The following is a 16,799-nucleotide window of genomic DNA, read 5'->3' on the forward strand; positions in this document are numbered from 1 at the left end:
TGTAGTAATACATTGGGGTTTATTTTTAGCTACATAAGTAAAGCTTATTTTTGTAGTTTAATACCATTGTAATAGGCATCAAGCGTTGTGATTTTTGTTTGATTAGGTAAATCAGCAAAGTCACTTTCTATAAACTTAGTCCCGCGTAATTGCACATTTAAACGTGCCGCATTAGGGTTAAGCATTGTTTGCTTGTAGTAGTCTTTTATATCTGCAAGCGTTACTTTTTCAACTTCATCAATCAGCTTTTGCTTAGAATCAAAGGTAAAGTTTTCACGATACCAATCGCTTATAAGTGGGCTCATTTCGTCACTTAAGTTTTTAGGCTGCTCTTTAAGTGACACAAGAGTTGAGTTTTTAAGTTGCTCAAACGTCTCTTCACTCATGTTATCAAGCTCAACCGCATACTCTTTTTTAAATTTATCGAAACGCGCTTGAATTTCTTTAGGACCTTTTACTGGTGTTTGTATAAACAAGCCAATTGCCGAATAATCTTCAATTGGGCGGGCTAACGCACCTACTGCGTATGCAAGTTGCTCCTCAGTACGCATTTTATCAAACGCAACTGTTCTAAAGTGGCTTTGTAGTACAGCTGCTTCTGCTTTTTGTTTGTAACCCGCAACAGGGTGAACGGTCATATCAACCACAGCTACATCGGCTACATCAATATCTTTTTGCAGTACCAGCGTTTCGCCAGGTTGTGGCAACCATGCTTTACTGCGTGCAAATTCACTGTGTTTATGATTACTTGGTAATGTTGCACTTAACTCTTGTGCAATCGCGTCTATATCTTGCTGATTGTAGTTACCGTAACTAAATACTCGTAAATCGTTTTGTGCAAACGTAGCTGTTTTTAATTGTGCTAAGTCGGCAACACTCAGTGAGTCAGCGGCTTTAATAAGCGCATCTGTATCAAAGCCACCTGTACGCGTTAGTTTTGAATACTCGCCAAATGCTTGTGCATACGGAAACTGCTTTTGTTGATTTAGTAAATTACGTTTAAAACGATCTACCGCTTGGCTAAATGCTTGTACTGTTTCATCGGCTTTTAATCCGGTTAAAGCTTGTTTAAGCAATACATCTTGCTTATCTGTAAAACCACTCATAGATAAAACAAGACCATTACTCGGTGCTAAGCTGACGCTCATACCGGCGATTGCTGCTTCAGTACTTAACTGACTTTGTTGAAGATTGTATAAATCAGCCCAAACAGAATAAAGGACCTCTGCTTTAATATCGTTCAAACCAGGTTGAGTATTTATATAAACTTCAACAAGCCCTTTTGGCTGCTCTACAAATTTTTGACTTGCTTGGCGCCATACTTTTACACCATTTTCATCGTAAGCAAGTTCTGGGTGTTTTTGCTCTTTAAATGCTTGCGTTTTTATTGCAAAATTTTCAGGCAATAAATTGTTTACTGTTGGTAGTGCTAACTTAAATTCGCTTGGTTTTTTCCAGCTGGCAATTTCATCATCGCTAATATCACTGATGCGGTATTTGCCGTCGTAAAAGTGTAGTTGTGAGTCTGTCTCTTCTTGCTGCGATACATACCAAATACGAAGGGTATCGGCATTTAACTGCTCAAGTACATTACTTATAGCGTCAGCGTCAAACTTTGCATAATAATAAGGTGCATTAATAGCGTGATTTAACGGATAGTCTTGCATGCTTTGCGTAAGCGAGCTTACATAATTAAATTCATCACCTTTTTCTAAAAACTTAAACTGGTTATTAAGGGAAGTACGAATCTCGTTGAAGTACTTGCTATTAACACCTTCTTTTTTAATTAAATCGATGTACTGCATAATAGTCGCAACTATTTCGTCACGATTTTTCATGCCTTCATCGGTAAGCTCTACATTTACATTTAACGAACCGTAGTTGCCATATTGATTTGGTGCAGCTGAAGCTGAAAGCTGAGACACCCACCCTTTATCACGAAGAAGTTGCGCTGGGCTGCCCGGCATTTCATTACTTAGTAAATACGCTACAAATCGGTTTGGTTTAAGCGCAAATTCGCTATTATTATTAGCAATGGTGAAATCAAGTTGTAGCTGCTTTACATCTTCATTTGGTGCATAAAACACGCGTTTTCCGCCAGCGTTATCAAAATCAAGTTTTGCAGTTACTGTTGGTTTTTCAATGTTTTTATTTTTTATATCAGCAAAATATTTTTGCGCTTTTTGCTCCATTTCAGCAATAGGTAAATTAGAAATAAGCGCAACTTTCATAATATTTGAAGAGTAATATTTATTATAGAAATCAACCGTTTCTTTATGAAGTGAACTGTTTTCTTTATCGCCAAGCGTTTCTAGGTTACCAATTAAAAAGCGATTAGCGGGGTGATCGCCCATCATTTTACGCGCGAGTTTAAATTGACCAAAAAAGTCCATTTCGCGGCGCATTGACCACTCTGCGTTCACTGCATTTTTTTCTTTATCTGTGTACTCAGGGTATAACTTAGGCGCTTTGAAAAAGTCAGCAAAACGGTCTAACCCTTCATCAAATGCGTCGTTATTAATTTTAAACATGTAATTAGTAATATCGAGCCACGTGTAAGCATTGTGCGCGCCACCATTTTTGGTCATAAAATCAGAATACCCTTTTGTGTCTGGGTAGCGATCTGTGCCTAAAAACAGCATGTGCTCTAAATAATGCGCCATACCTTGTTGCGACATTGGGTCGTGCAGTAAACCAACACCAACGCTTAGTGCCGCTGCAGATTTTTCAGCCCCTGGATCTGACACTAAAATAACTTCAATGTCGTTTGCCAGCTTAAGTGTTTTATATTCGCGGTTATCGTTAGGACTTACAACTAACGTATCTGATAGTAAAGAGGTCTGAGGCGCCACTGAAACCGAAGCCGTATTTGAACAACCACTTAAAACTGCAAGTGCGATTGCACTAAAACCAATAATCTTTTTCATTTTTGTTTTCCATTAAAAAGTATTGCGCAAAATAGCGTGCGCCAATTCAAAGCAATATAGTTAAGCTAAACTAACATTTTCAATTAATAACTTTCTACAAAATAACGCTATTTTGTGTAACACATTGTGAAAAATGTCTTCATAATCGGCTACTAGTTGGGAGTATGCCAACCTTACAAGATTAAAAATCATTCAATATCAAAAGATACGCAAATTCTAAATAATAATAAGGAAAAACAATGGAAAAAATCATCATACTTGCCATGTTTACACAAGTTACGCTTTCACTGGTTGTCATGCTCATTATGGGTAAAAGGCGCTTTGCTGCAGCTAAAAACAAACAACTAGATTTAAGCGATTTTAAAACAATGCAATTAGATAAGGCTGGCGACACTATTAGAGTTGCAGATAGAAACTTTTCTAATCAGTTTGAAATACCAGTGCTTTTTTACGCGGGGTGTTTACTTGCACTGCAACTAAATAGTGCCAGTACACTTGTGGCAATACTGGCCTGTTTATTTGTAGCAACCCGTATTGTGCACAGTGTTATTCATTTAGGTAAAAATAACGTACGCGCACGTTTTAACGTGTTTTTACTAGGTTGTATTTGTGTGTTTTCAATTTGGCTAGCAATGGTTTGGCGAGTAATGCTTTAAACAGCTCATGCTATGCAGTAATGTGAAAGGCAATTTACGCCTGCCACATTACTATTAGATTAGATTATTTAGCACATATTAAGCGAGGAAGCACAAGTAAAAAAGCGCCTAAAAGCCACCCTAGCCCACCGCCAGAACTACTATCTGAGCTTATTGGTGCACCTGAGTCAATTAACGTATTTTCAGTTACAGTAAGGCCAGCAGCAGAATTCGGGTCATCATCCATCACGGTTACACTTTGAATAGTTACTAAATTAGCACTGCTAAAGCTTACATCACTGCTTGAGCATTGCTCAGCGGTAATATCAACAACCGGCATATCGTTGCAATGAACCAGCGCTACAATTTTATCTAAAGTCGACTGACTCGCAGCTGTAATTTGTCCAAATACTGTAAAGCCGCCGTTTTGTGTATCTAGTGCTGCATTTCCTGCGCTGTTATCAGCCATATTAAAAAACCACTGACTTGTAGCGCTATTTTCATTGCCTGATAACTTAGCCATCGCAATGGTGCCTTTAACGTTTGAAAAAACAGGCTCATTTTCTACGGCTGGCTTTGTAGTAATCGCATCTAATGAATCGGAGTATGTAAATCCACCACCTTGAATAACAAAGTTACTTATTGAACGGTGAATCACTGTTTCGTTATATGAATCGTCTTGAACGTAACTTAAAAAATTTGCGACTGTTTTAGGTGTTTGTTGATCAAATAAGTTAATTTCTATGACACCTTGGCTCGTGTTCATTTCGACAATAGTGGCAGCACTTGTAAAGCTTGCTGCAGCGAGTACTGAGCCAAGTAAAAGTTTTTTCATGTTATATTCCCATTGTTATTTTTTAGTTAATTGTTAATGTGTTAACACATTAATACCATAGGCGACTAAAATCGATTCTGAAGTGTGAGTTTATACAAATTAGACCGCGTTAATAACAAATTAATTACATATAGCATTACTTATATTCTTTTTAGCTATATAAATCGAACCATTTAAAATTAAATCATCTTAAAAGCACACCTACTTTTTGTTACCTTTAAAAAAACACAAAACAATAGGAACTGACAATGCAACATACTAAGAACACAATTTGCGACTTTGGTTTACACCGAGGCGAAGCTTACACAAAACTACCCGCTAGCTTTTTAACGTGGATGATTGCAGCAAATCATGAAAAATCTCAATACGCGAGTAAAGAGTTAAAGCGCAGAGAAACTGCTGCGACAAGCCGTAATTAAGATGAAATGTAAATAAGTACGTTTTTTTCGCATAAAACTAGTTTAAACTAGCCGCTCAATAAATTAAGTGGGCCTTAATAGACAGGTATTTTATGCGAATAATTATTTTATTTTCAGTTTTTTTAAGCGTACTTGGGTGTACATCGGCTACAACCGACTCAAGTGTAAATAACTCTCCTGCAACTCAATATCTTACTGTACTTCATACTAACGATAATCATGGGCGCTTTTGGCACAACGAAAAAGGCGAATACGGTATGGCCGCTCGCAAAACGTTAATTGACTCTTTACGTAATGAAGCCCAAAAGCAAGGTCATGCAGTATTACTACTCTCTGGTGGTGACATTAATACAGGTATTCCTGAGTCAGACTTACAAAAAGCAGAGCCTGATTTTAAAGGTATGTCTTTGATTGGTTACGATGCAATGGCATTGGGTAATCACGAATTCGACAACCCTATTGATGTTTTAAAGCAACAGCAAAAATGGGTGAATTTTCCTTTTTTATCAGCCAATATATTTGAAAAAGAGTCAGGCGAACACGCGTTTGATAGCTACAAAATATTCAAAAAGAATGGATTAACTATTGCTGTTATTGGTTTAACAACAACCGACACAGCTAAAATTGGTAATCCTCAATATATTGGGCACTTAGAGTTTAAAGACCCTGTTGACGTTACAGCAAAACTAGCTAAAGAAATAAAAGCTAAGTACAACCCTGACATTACAATCGCGCTTACTCATATGGGTCATTATGTTGATGCTAACTTTGGTATTAATGCACCGGGTGATGTAACACTCGCTCGCTCACTGCCTGCAAACACTCTTGATATGATCATTGGTGGTCACTCTCAAGAACCTGTTTGTATGAGTGAAACGAATGTAAATGACGACAATTTTAAACCTGGCCTAGCCTGTAAACCAGACCAACAAAATGGTACTTATATTATGCAAGCCCATGAATGGGGTAAGTATGTTGGTAAAGCTGAGTTTAAGCTTGAAAATGGTAAATTAACGTTACTAAACTACAAACTTATGCCAGTTAATTTGTATGTTGATAAAGTGCAAGCTGATGGCTCTACTAAAGAAGTATTAGCAAACGAGTACATTAAACCAGACCCTAAACTTGAATCTTATTTAGCGGTATACCAAGCTAAAGGAGCTAAACAAATTGAAGGTACCATTGGTGAAGTAGATGCACGCTTAGAAGGCGACAGAAACAAAGTTCGTTACCAACAAACAAACCTTGCACGTGTAATTATTCAAGCTCAAATGGATGTAGTAAATGCAGACTTTGGATTAATAAGTGGCGGTGGTATTCGCAGCTCAATAGATGCTGGTAAAGTAAGTTATAAAGATATTTTAAAAGTACACCCTTTTAAAAACCGTATTACTTATATGGATTGGCAAGGCAGTGATTTATGGGATTACTTAAATACAGTAACGAGTTTCCCACCGGATGCTGGCGCTTACTTACAGTACCATAAACTATCGTTTGAACGTAAAAATGGCCAACTAGTTAATGTGGTTATTAATGGCCAACCTTTGAACAAAAATAAAACGTACCGCATGAGTATAAATAGCTATAACGCATCAGGCGGTGATGGTTATCCTGCGCTTACAAATAAAGAAGGCTTTGTTAGTACAGACGAAACAGATGCCCAAGCGCTACAAGACTTTATATCAAAAAACAGCCCTCTTAAAACGGCTGAATTTACCCCTAAATAAATGAAGATAATAATAGGAAAGTAACTGTGTTACTTTCCTATTATTTCAATATTGCCTTTTCTAATATTTGCCAGCCCATAACTATGCAGTCGAGAACGCGACCCTTCTCCATATGCTTTTGGGGGATAATATAACTCTTTCTCTTCAGGACATTCGTTAAGCACTTCATCTAATGCCGCACGTATTTCGCTCAAGGTTTTTTCTAGACTATTATTAAAGTTAGGTCTTTTTCTAACTGTATGGCCAAGCTCAATCAACCTATAAAAATACTTGTTAGCGAGCTCTAGAAGCTCCCCTGGTACATCTTTATTATGACTAAGCGCTACATCATCGTTATTTGTACAATACTCTACAAGTGCTAAATAAAAGCATAATGGCTTATTAGCTAAACTTATTTTTTGTTCTGGATTACAGCTACTCGATAGTGTTTTATCGCTAAGATCAACAATAAGTACAAGCGGCGTAGGCTCAGTAATTATTTGATGCTCTGTATTGATCAATTGTTTATTACTTTGCTTAATAAACGCAAATTTTATCCAAAAGCTAACTAACACACTTAAAACAAAAAACATTAAATAATAAATAACATGACTTAACGTAAAGTGAGTGTGCTTAACGCTAAATACAACTAATACAAACCCGCTGCTTGTACTCAAGCTACGTATTATTTGGTTGGGCTTTATAGGTGTTACCATCTCGCTTTTAGGTACTATAGTAACAACCCTAAGATCATCCGAATCGATGTAGCTATTTAAGGCTTTAATGTAGCTATTAACCGCGTCTTTATTGCCTGAGTGTTTAAGCAGCTCATTTGATAAATCAAGTAAGGGTAAGTCTAGTGCTATTTGCTTCTCTATCTGAATTATTTTTTGTTTAACTACTTGCTGGCTTTTTTGAGTTACAGAAATATAAAAAACAGACGATAGTATTAAATATAAACATAGTAAAACAAGTGATTGCTTATATTTATTCATCATCAGCTTCCTCCTTTAAGTTTACTGAGCTAGTACCGCAACTCCAAAACGGCTGCACATTTTGATAGTAGTGCAACCTTTGATCTTTAGACATAGCAAGTAAGTTTTCCTGAACTGCACACAACAAATCAGTATTGTTTTGCTGCATTTTTAAATACCACCTTGTTCCAGAAATATTATTACTCAATGGCGTAATATAGTTTTTTGAAAAGCGTTTTTCGTCACTCTCTTTCCAAAATGAAGCAATAATATCGACTTTTCCGTCGGCGAGTAAATCACGTAATTCATTATGAGAACTAGCATAGGTAATTTTCAAATTAGCTAAATTAATATCCAGCTCTTTAAATGCCTGCTTTGGCAATATGTGCCCTGAGCGGCTAGTTGGATAATCAAGTAAACCTATACGCTTATCTAAAAAGTACTGTTTTGTCATGCGAGGTTTTTCTTTAGACGATATAAAAAAGGCAGTGTAATCAGAAAAGCCAACAACGGGCTGGTAGTTATAAGTCGACTCAGCTTTGAAGGCGGCCATAATATTATTTTTAGCTAAAATTAAGTCAGCAATTCCTTTACCAACAAACTCAAAGCTTTCTGCGGTTCTATACCCCCAATACCCTTTTACAGAGCCATATTGTTTAGCCACTACGTTATCAGAACACAAATTCTGTGTTAATAACTTGGCTATTTTTTTCGATTGCGTGAAAATAATTAGCTGGCCTTTATTACTTGTTGCAGTTGTTTGACATTCTGTTGAGGTTTCAATCATAACTGGAAAATGCAAATCATCGTTGTATACACTAACTTGACCACAAATCCACGTAACGACCAATAATAGAAACAAAAATGTAACAATTAACACTTTGTGCAACACGATATTTTTAAAATTCAAAGTAATGCTATTCAAAAAAAGACTATATTGTGCATTTGAACAATTTTGCTTACTTATTACAACAAGTAATTTTACCTGTTAAATATAAACCATTGATTTATATAAAATCTAAATAAGAAATTATGAATTTTAATAAGTCCTTCCTATCAACGCAAAAAGTGAGGACAATTGACCGCATTAGCTTATAGCAACCCCATGAAATATTCATTTAGGAAGTTCTAATGCATAACAGTATAAAGTACTCGATATCCTCTGCACTTTTGGTTAGTGCGATATTCACAAGCACCGACTCACATGCTTGGGGTCAAAATGGTCATCGTATTGTAGGGCAGATTGCACAATCTCATATAAGCGAAACAACTAAAGCAGCAATTAAACCTTATTTAGATGGTGAGTCACTAGCTCAAATATCAACGTGGCCTGATGAAATGCGCTCTGCTCCTGGTGAGTTTTGGCAAAAGAAATCATCTCGTTGGCATTATATTAATGCAGCACCGGGTAAGTCTTTCAGCTTCAACCACGAACATACTAAAAACAAAGAATCTGTAAGTAATATCCTTGAAGGTATTCACTACTCAATGCAGACACTTACAGATACCAACAGTACGTTAGATGCTAAACAGTTCAGTTTGCGTTTTTTAGTACATTTGGTAGGTGATAGTCATCAACCATTTCATGCTGGTAGAGGTGAAGATAGAGGTGGTAACCGTATTAAGGTTTCATTTTTTAACGAAGAAACAAATCTTCATAGCCTTTGGGATACAAAGCTAGTTGAAAACGAGCACTTGTCGTTCACTGAATACGCGCAATTTATTGATACAAATAACAGCGAGTTAATTGCACAGTATTTACAAAGCTCTCCTAAAACTTGGGTTGAAGAATCGCACAACTTAGCAACAAAAATTTATAAGTACACCAACGATGAAGTTGGATACAGCTACATTTATAACAATACGCCTATCGTAAAAACGCGCTTACAACAAGCGGGTATTCGATTAGCTGGATTACTAAATGCCTTATTTGACCCTTCTGCAAAAGAGTTAGAAACGGCACTGAAAATGACGACTGATAAATAAACTGTATTAAATTTATATAACCTACACACGGGAAATCAACATTATGACTAAGCTTCGCCTTTCGAAATTAACTGGAGCGGTAATTTTAGCGCTAGGTGTTTCTACAAGCGCAATGGCTGCTGATACTTCATCTGCAATGCGTGGTAAAATTACAACGCCTTCAGGTGGCAGTGCTGCAAACGTTAAAATCAAAGTAGTTCACCAACCAACGGGAACTATTAGCGAACTAACTACAAACGAAAGTGGTACGTTTATCGCTAATGGCTTACGTGTAGGTGGTCCTTACATGGTTATCATCGACTCTGATACGTTTAACGATACCACTGTTGAAAATATCTACTTGAACCTGGGTGAAACTTACCGTTTAAGCTCGCAGCTTGCTCCGCGAAACATCGAAAAGATTGAAGTGTCTGGTTATAAAATTGTTCAACAATCAGGTGGTTCTAGTAGCACATTTGGCTCTGACACAATTGAAAATATGCCAAGCTTTAACCGTGATATTAAAGATATTGCGCGCTTAAACCCGCTTGCCAGCATTAATGGTAATGGCGAGCTAACGTTTGCCGGTAGTAACCCTCGTTCAAATGGTTTAACTGTTGATGGCATCGGCCAAAACGATGATTTTGGTTTAAGTTACGGTGGTTACCCGACTTCACAGCCTCCAGTTGCACTTGATGCTATTGAACAAATTTCTGTTGATGTATCTCCATTCTCAGCTTCTAAAGGTAACTTTGGCGGCGGTACTATTAATGCAGTAACAAAATCAGGTACGAACGAATTTAAGTTTTCTGGCTTTTACGAAACATCAACTCCCGATATTGCGGGCGATGTAGACAGTATTTCTCAAGTATATGCAGATGGCCGACCGGCTTTAGATGAAGATGGTCATCGTACATATGTTATTGAAAAAGTTGAGCCAATCCAAACTGAAAAACGCTATGGTTTTAACGTTGGCGGACCATTGATCGACGACACTTTGTTTTATTTTGTAAACTACAATAAATGGACAAGCGAACTTGATTTGGATTATGGTTTTGAAGGTTCAGGCGCAACGAATGAGTACGACGTAACAGAAGATAACTACAATAATTTTCTTAATATTTTAAGTAATGAATATGGATTAACTGACTCTTTAGGTGGCGATCCTAAAGATACGAACGAATCATTGCTTGTGAAGTTAAGCTGGAATATTAATGATGCCCACCGTCTAGATTTCACTTACCAATGGCAAGATGACAAAGACGAAACAAATGTTGGTACTGGCGGAAGCACTGTAAGTTTAGCGTCAAGCCGTTACACTTACGCCACTAAATTTAATAATTTTGCGACTAAATTATACTCAGACTGGAATGAAAACTTTTCAACTGAAATTGGTATAGCTTATAAAGATGTTTCATCTAGAAGCTTAACAAATTCTGATATCGGTTTCGTTAAAGTTGAAGAATACTATCGTGGTCCTGCTTACGAGTTTGGTACCGACGAATTCCGCCATGCAAATAGCGCATCAACTGAAAACTTAACACTCACGTTTGATGCAACTTATTTAATGGATGACCATGAGATTAACTTTGGTATGCAGTATGAGTCGTTAAACTTATACAACTTATTCGCTTCCAATTCATTAGGCTCTTGGGAGTTTGATAACTTTGAAGGCTTCGAAAACCGTGAAGTTGGTAACTACGACGGTACTTACGATTTTTCTTACAGTAACGCATTTACAAACAATCCAAATGACACTGCATACGATGCAACACGTAACCAATTAGCGCTTTACATTGAGGATACGTTTTACGTTGGTGACGATTTAGAAGTAACTGCAGGCATTCGCTATGAGCGTTTATCATCAGATGATAAACCAACACGTAATGAAAATTTTGTTAATGCTTACAGCGCATTATATGGAGTTGATGACTTCAATAACCAAGAGAACCTTGATGGCTTAGATATTTTTCTACCACGTATAGGCTTTAAATATTATGCAACTGAAGCATTAACCATCAACGGTGGCATAGGTCGCTTCCAAGGTGGCATTCCAAATGTTTGGTATAACAACTCATTCCAAAATGATGGTATTACAATTGTTGAACCGACAGAAAACTTCGTTAACAACTATTATGCAAACAACCAAGCTGATATTACACAAGTGCCTGACGCAATTAAAAATTCGTTAGTGCAAGGTACTGGTAGTACAAACTACATTGACCCTGACTTTAAATTACCTTCAAGTATTCGTGCTCAAGTTGGTTTTGAATATGAGTTTGACTCAGAATTGCTTGGCGATGGATTTAAATGGCAAGCTGAAATTGCTTACCATAAGAAAGAGAACGAAGCTGTATGGCATAACACGGCTATCCAAGCTGTTGGTTTAGCTGCCGATGGTGAGCGTGTAATCAACGAAAGTATTTATAGCGGTGACCTTGCTCAAAACTTTGATATTGCAATGACTAACTCATCTGACGATGGCCGTTCAATTATTATCTCAACGGGTCTTGCAAAAGAGTTCGAAAATGGTCTTTACGTTTCAGCAAGCTACGCACACCAAGACGTAACAGAAGCATCTTCTGGCTCTTCTTCACGTGCACAAAGTAATTATCAGTACAACATAACACGTAATCGTAATGAAGATTTTGCTGACCGTGGCTCTTATGAAGTAGAGCACAGCTTTAAAGTTAATTTAGCGTATAACACTGAATTCTTTAGTGGCTACGCAACTAAGTTTAACGTATTTTTTGAACGTCGTTCGGGTCGCCCTTTTAGCTACACTATGGGTATGTACCAAGAGCGCGGCCTAGGTGATACTAAAGACTTTGATAGTAGCTCAGCTTACTTAGCTTATATACCTACAGGTGCCGATGATCCAAATGTAAACTGGGATGAGTCTGGTTTATCTTGGAATGAATTAGAAACGCTTCTAAATCGTGCTGGTATATCAGAGCGTGGTGAAATTTTAGGTCGTAACTCAGGAACTCAACCTTGGGTAACTACTATGGATGTAAGTATCAAACAAGAAATACCTGGCTTTGCCGAAGGTCACAGCGGTGAAATTTATTTCATGGTTGATAACTTTGCAAACTTATTAAATAGCGATTGGGGTGTTGAAAAACGTTTAGGCTTTTCTGACCAAGCTGTATATGACTTTGAAGGTCTGGATGCTGAAGGTCGTTACAAAATTGACCCTCGACACGACGGTGCTGACGTTCGTAACTATAGCCAGTATGTAACTAGTTCTTCTGCATGGCAGGCTAAAATTGGTATTAGCTACAAGTTTTAAACCTTAAAACTGCATCAATAACTTGTTAAGTTATTTGTAAGTGACAATAACCCATTGCAAATTTGTAATGGGTTTTTTATTTTACCCCTACAATTTCACATGTTTGTCATAAAGCCCACGTAATATATACCCCGAGTATAGAGTTATTACTCAAAAAAACACTCAAATAGACGAAAATAGTACTATTTATTAAAAATATATTGCAGTTGTATTTTATTTGTAACGAATAAATAAGGTACACTAGTAACGGATTTTGAATAAATGAACTTCAACTGTTTATTTTGAAAAATTTAAAATAAAAATATAAAAATTTAATTAATAACTACACGGGAAAATTAAATGAAAACTCAACTTCGCAAAACAGCTCTTTCACTTGCTATCGCAGCATGTGTTGGTGTGAGTGGTGCTGCAATGGCTAACGAAACGACCTCTGCAATTAAAGGTCAAGTAATGGGGCCTAACGGCAACCCAGCAGCCGGCACTAAAGTAACAATTTTACATGTGCCTTCTGGATCAGTAAAAACAACTGAAGTAAATGACGCTGGTTACTTTACAGCTAAAGGCCTGCGTGTTGGCGGTCCTTATAAAGTAGTTGTAGACTCTGACGTATATGCAGACCAAGAATTCAATAACATTATATTAAATATTGGTAATGACTACCCTGTAAATGTTTCTCTTGAGTCACAATCAAGCATGGAACAAATTGTAGTTACTGGCGCGCCAATTAGCGCAATGTCTGGTGGTACTGGTCCTGCGTCTACATTTACGCTAACAGATCTTGAGAACCAACCTGCTATTAACCGCGATTTAAAAGATATTATTCGTATCGACCCGCGTATAACAATTGATGATAGCCGTGGTTCAATTAACTGTGGTGGTGGTAACCCTCGCTACAACAGCTTAACGCTAGACGGCGTTCGTATGAACGATAACTTCGGCTTAAGCTCAAATGGTTACCCTACAATAAATGCTCCTTTTTCTTTCGATTCGATTGAACAAGTTTCAGCTGAACTTGCACCGTTTGACGTTCAATACGGTGGTTTTACATCGTGTAACATCAATGCTGTAACGAAATCTGGCGGTAATGAATTACATGGCGGCGTATTCTTCGATTATACAAATGACTCTATGCAGGGTGATTCAATTGAAGGAGAAGATTACGATGCAGGTAATTATACAGAAAAGCGCTACGGCTTTAATGTTGGCTTACCATTAATCGAAGACAAACTATTTTTATTTACTTCATATGAAAAACTTGAAGGTGTAAAACAGTTTAACTACGGCGGCCTAACAAGTGGTAGTGTTACTGCTGATGACCTTTCTCGAGTTCAAACTGCCTCACAGTCTCGTTACAACTATGACGCTGGTGGCATGCCATCAAGTTCACCGATTGAAGATGAGAAAATTCTAGTTAAATTAGACTGGAATATCAACGAAAGTCATCGTGCTAACATCATTTATAACTACAACGATGCATTCACAATCTCTCAATCAGATGCTGACAATGATGAGCTTTCATTATCTAACCACTTTTATGAGCAGGGTGCTGAGTTTACATCAATAGTAGCTTCACTTTACTCTGATTGGTCAGATGACTTCTCTACTGAAGTGCGTATTGGTAAATCTGAACTAGATGCTCGTGTTGAATCTTTGGATGCAGCAAGTAGCTTTGGTGAAATGCAAATCAACACCGCGAATGGCGGTACAATTTATATTGGTCCAGATGATTCTCGTCAGTCTAACGATTTAAATTATGATACTACAACCGCTAAGTTTGCCGGTACATATTATCTTGACCAACATACAATTACTGCTGGCTATGAGTATGAAGAACTAGAAATATTTAATCAATTCGTGCAGCACACAGAAGGTGAATGGCGTTTTGCATCGGTTGAAGACTTTGAAAATGGTATTGCTTCCTCACTTGCATATGACAATGCTGCAGGTACGAACAACCCAACTGACCTAGCCGCTAATTTTTCATACGCACAACATACCTTTTATATCCAAGACGAATATAGCTTTACGGATATTGATGCTAGCTTAACATTCGGTCTTCGTTACGATAAATATACTAGCGATGATAAACCAAATCTAAATGAAAATTACGTTAGCCGTTATGGTTTCAGTAACCAAAGCACATTTGATGGTGTTGACTTAATACAACCTCGCGTGGGCTTCCAATGGTATGCAACCGACGCACTTGAAGTTCGTGCGGGCGTAGGTCTATTTTCAGGTGGTAACCCTAATGTTTGGTTATCTAACTCGTATTCAAACGATGGTATTAGTAAAGCAACAAGTAGTATCTATGATTTGAGTGATACATACTTTGTACTAAACAAAGATGGTGAATACGACCCGTTTGTAGATTTATTTATTCCTCAAAATGTTAACGGTGGCACTCCTGGATACGAAGTTCCTCAAGAACTTTATGATAAAGTAGCAGGCTCTGGTGCTGGTGACTCAAATGTAAATGCTGTAGCTTCAGACTTTGAGATACCATCAGAATGGAAGTACTCATTAGGTGCGACTTTCACAACTGAAAATGAATACGTAATCTCACTTGATTACTTATATTCTAAAAAGAAAGATGCGGCTACCTTAATAGATCTTGGTCTAATGGATTCTGGTAAAACAACATTTGATGGACGCCCTCTATATGTCGGTAAAGATGACGTTCTTAACCCTGGTAAAACTCGTTCACGTGACTACTTACTTACCAATGTAAACGGTGATAGCGGCGACTCATCAGTTATCTCATTAGGCATAAGCAAACAGTATGATAATGGCGTTAACTTCAGCTTTGGTTACGCATACACAGATTCTGACGATGTTAACCCAATGAATAGTTCTGTTGCTGATTCTAACTATAGCAATATAGCACTAACAAATCCTGGTAATCCTGGTGTTGCATCATCTGATTACGAAATTCCGCATCGCTTTACATTGACTCTTGGTTATCAGCATGAGTTTGTTGATGGTTACGCTACTCGCTTTAACTTATTCGGTGAAGCATACAAGGGTCTTCCATATAGCTACACATACAATAGCAGCGATAGAGCATTCGGCGATTTAAACAACTATGGTTATGGTAGTCGTCAATTATTATACGTACCACTTGAAAACGATCCTAATGTTGTCTATGACATGAGTGCAGACGAAATCAACGAGTTCAATGATTTCATTGCTTCTGAAGGTCTTGAGCGTGGTGAAATTACTGGTCGTAATTCGCAAAATGCGGATTGGTTTGTTAAGTTTAACTTTAAGTTAACACAAGAGCTTCCAGGGTTTATGGAAGGCCATAAAGGTGAGGCATTTTTCGTAATTGATAACCTTACTAACCTTTTAAACGATGACTGGGGTGTACTTAAAAAAGGCGCTTTCGTAGGTAACAAAGTAATCAAAACGTCTATTGATGATCAAGACCGTTACGTATATTCAGACTTTAATTCTAGTAATGTAGGTACAACTACTGAAAGTAGTGCGTCTGTATGGCAAATGCGTGTAGGTGTTCGTTACACTTTCTAATTTAGAATTGTAAACTAATACATTTTTAAAAGCCCACTTTGTGGGCTTTTTTATGTCTTTAATTTATTATTTAACTTTTCAAAAATACTCACTAACGCTTCATATTCTTCGTTAGTCAGAGTACTCAGTAATTGTTTTTCCCAATTCAATGCATCAGGCGCTATTTGTTCATATAAGCTTTGACCTGCTTTGCTCAGTACAAGTAAGGCCGCGCGTTTGTCCTGCTCATTTAACTCACTTATCACTAAACCTTTATCTATTAAAACTTTTACCGCACGCGACACTGTCGACTTATCCATATTTGCTTGCGTGCATAAATCCTTTGCGTTGCTTTGGCCATACTGCGCTAAATTAGCAAGTATTCGCCACTGGGGAATATTTAAACCGTACTTAGTTTGATAAACCTCGGCAAAGTCGTTACTTACACGTGTTGCTACATTCGTTAATTGATAAGGTAAGAACGTTGCTAAATCAATTTTCATTTTTGGTTATCCCAGTTTTATAAGGTTTACTTTGGT

At 37.4% G+C, this 16,799-nt stretch carries 11 protein-coding genes; 6 read left to right on the forward strand and 5 right to left on the reverse strand.

Going from position 1 to position 16,799, the window contains the following annotated elements; genetic code table 11:
* Nucleotides 1-44: 44 nt before the first annotated feature.
* A complete protein-coding gene (locus EU510_RS08195) occupies nt 45-2,927 on the reverse strand; it encodes an insulinase family protein (RefSeq protein WP_149593063.1) in 2,883 nt (960 codons plus the stop codon).
* A 239-nt stretch (nt 2,928-3,166) separates the two neighbouring features.
* On the opposite strand from EU510_RS08195, the gene EU510_RS08200 reads away from it, so the two are divergent.
* Nucleotides 3,167-3,583, forward strand: a complete 417-nt coding sequence (locus tag EU510_RS08200; protein WP_149593064.1) for an MAPEG family protein — start codon at nt 3,167-3,169, stop codon at nt 3,581-3,583.
* Between the two features lie 64 nt (nt 3,584-3,647).
* Here the strand turns inward: EU510_RS08200 and EU510_RS08205 are convergent, their stop codons facing one another.
* Nucleotides 3,648-4,397 (reverse strand): peptidylprolyl isomerase, encoded by a 750-nt coding sequence (locus EU510_RS08205; protein ID WP_149593065.1) that lies wholly within the window; start codon nt 4,395-4,397, stop codon nt 3,648-3,650.
* Nucleotides 4,398-4,645: 248 nt separating this feature from the next.
* Between EU510_RS08205 and EU510_RS19895 the strand changes: the two genes are divergently transcribed.
* Both EU510_RS19895 and ushA read left to right on the forward strand, forming a co-directional pair.
* Nucleotides 4,646-4,816 (forward strand): hypothetical protein, encoded by a 171-nt coding sequence (locus tag EU510_RS19895; protein ID WP_188085409.1) that lies wholly within the window; start codon nt 4,646-4,648, stop codon nt 4,814-4,816.
* A 92-nt stretch (nt 4,817-4,908) separates the two neighbouring features.
* Nucleotides 4,909-6,543 (forward strand): bifunctional UDP-sugar hydrolase/5'-nucleotidase UshA, encoded by a 1,635-nt coding sequence (ushA, locus tag EU510_RS08210; protein ID WP_149593066.1) that lies wholly within the window; start codon nt 4,909-4,911, stop codon nt 6,541-6,543.
* A gap of 29 nt (nt 6,544-6,572) precedes the next feature.
* Here ushA and EU510_RS08215 read toward each other — a convergent pair whose 3' ends face one another.
* Complete coding sequence (locus tag EU510_RS08215; protein ID WP_149593293.1) at nt 6,573-7,517, reverse strand: hypothetical protein; 945 nt, start codon at nt 7,515-7,517, stop codon at nt 6,573-6,575.
* Nucleotides 7,510-8,406, reverse strand: a complete 897-nt coding sequence (locus EU510_RS08220; protein WP_188085410.1) for a hypothetical protein — start codon at nt 8,404-8,406, stop codon at nt 7,510-7,512. The genes EU510_RS08215 and EU510_RS08220 overlap by 8 nt, the downstream gene beginning before the upstream one ends.
* Before the next feature lie 221 nt (nt 8,407-8,627).
* Between EU510_RS08220 and EU510_RS08225 the strand changes: the two genes are divergently transcribed.
* The 3 genes from EU510_RS08225 to EU510_RS08235 all read left to right on the forward strand — a co-directional run bounded on the left by EU510_RS08225 (nt 8,628) and on the right by EU510_RS08235 (nt 16,281).
* A complete protein-coding gene (locus tag EU510_RS08225; protein WP_149593067.1) occupies nt 8,628-9,482 on the forward strand; it encodes a S1/P1 nuclease in 855 nt (284 codons plus the stop codon).
* 43 nt (nt 9,483-9,525) lie between these two features.
* Nucleotides 9,526-12,753 carry a TonB-dependent receptor gene (locus tag EU510_RS08230; protein WP_149593068.1) on the forward strand — a complete coding sequence of 1,076 codons (3,228 nt, stop codon included), beginning with the start codon at nt 9,526-9,528 and terminating at the stop codon, nt 12,751-12,753.
* Nucleotides 12,754-13,092: 339 nt separating this feature from the next.
* On the forward strand, nt 13,093-16,281 hold the full coding sequence (locus tag EU510_RS08235; RefSeq protein WP_149593069.1) for a TonB-dependent receptor: 3,189 nt from the start codon (nt 13,093-13,095) through the stop codon (nt 16,279-16,281).
* Nucleotides 16,282-16,331: 50 nt separating this feature from the next.
* Here EU510_RS08235 and EU510_RS08240 read toward each other — a convergent pair whose 3' ends face one another.
* On the reverse strand, nt 16,332-16,763 hold the full coding sequence (locus tag EU510_RS08240) for a MarR family winged helix-turn-helix transcriptional regulator (protein ID WP_149593070.1): 432 nt from the start codon (nt 16,761-16,763) through the stop codon (nt 16,332-16,334).
* Nucleotides 16,764-16,799: the final 36 nt, after the last annotated feature.

This window comes from Pseudoalteromonas sp. FUC4, assembly GCF_008370255.1.
GTDB lineage: Bacteria > Pseudomonadota > Gammaproteobacteria > Enterobacterales > Alteromonadaceae > Pseudoalteromonas.

Bases quoted from the DNA above. Each gene is read 5' to 3' on its own strand.
- EU510_RS08195 (WP_149593063.1), bottom strand. From the start codon at position 2,927: ATGAAAAAGATTATTGGTTTTAGTGCAATCGCACTTGCAGTTTTAAGT.
- EU510_RS08200 (WP_149593064.1), top strand. From the start codon at position 3,167: ATGGAAAAAATCATCATACTTGCCATGTTTACACAAGTTACGCTTTCA.
- EU510_RS08205 (WP_149593065.1), bottom strand. From the start codon at position 4,397: ATGAAAAAACTTTTACTTGGCTCAGTACTCGCTGCAGCAAGCTTTACA.
- EU510_RS19895 (WP_188085409.1), top strand. From the start codon at position 4,646: ATGCAACATACTAAGAACACAATTTGCGACTTTGGTTTACACCGAGGC.
- ushA (WP_149593066.1), top strand. From the start codon at position 4,909: ATGCGAATAATTATTTTATTTTCAGTTTTTTTAAGCGTACTTGGGTGT.
- EU510_RS08215 (WP_149593293.1), bottom strand. From the start codon at position 7,517: ATGAATAAATATAAGCAATCACTTGTTTTACTATGTTTATATTTAATA.
- EU510_RS08225 (WP_149593067.1), top strand. From the start codon at position 8,628: ATGCATAACAGTATAAAGTACTCGATATCCTCTGCACTTTTGGTTAGT.
- EU510_RS08230 (WP_149593068.1), top strand. From the start codon at position 9,526: ATGACTAAGCTTCGCCTTTCGAAATTAACTGGAGCGGTAATTTTAGCG.
- EU510_RS08235 (WP_149593069.1), top strand. From the start codon at position 13,093: ATGAAAACTCAACTTCGCAAAACAGCTCTTTCACTTGCTATCGCAGCA.
- EU510_RS08240 (WP_149593070.1), bottom strand. From the start codon at position 16,763: ATGAAAATTGATTTAGCAACGTTCTTACCTTATCAATTAACGAATGTA.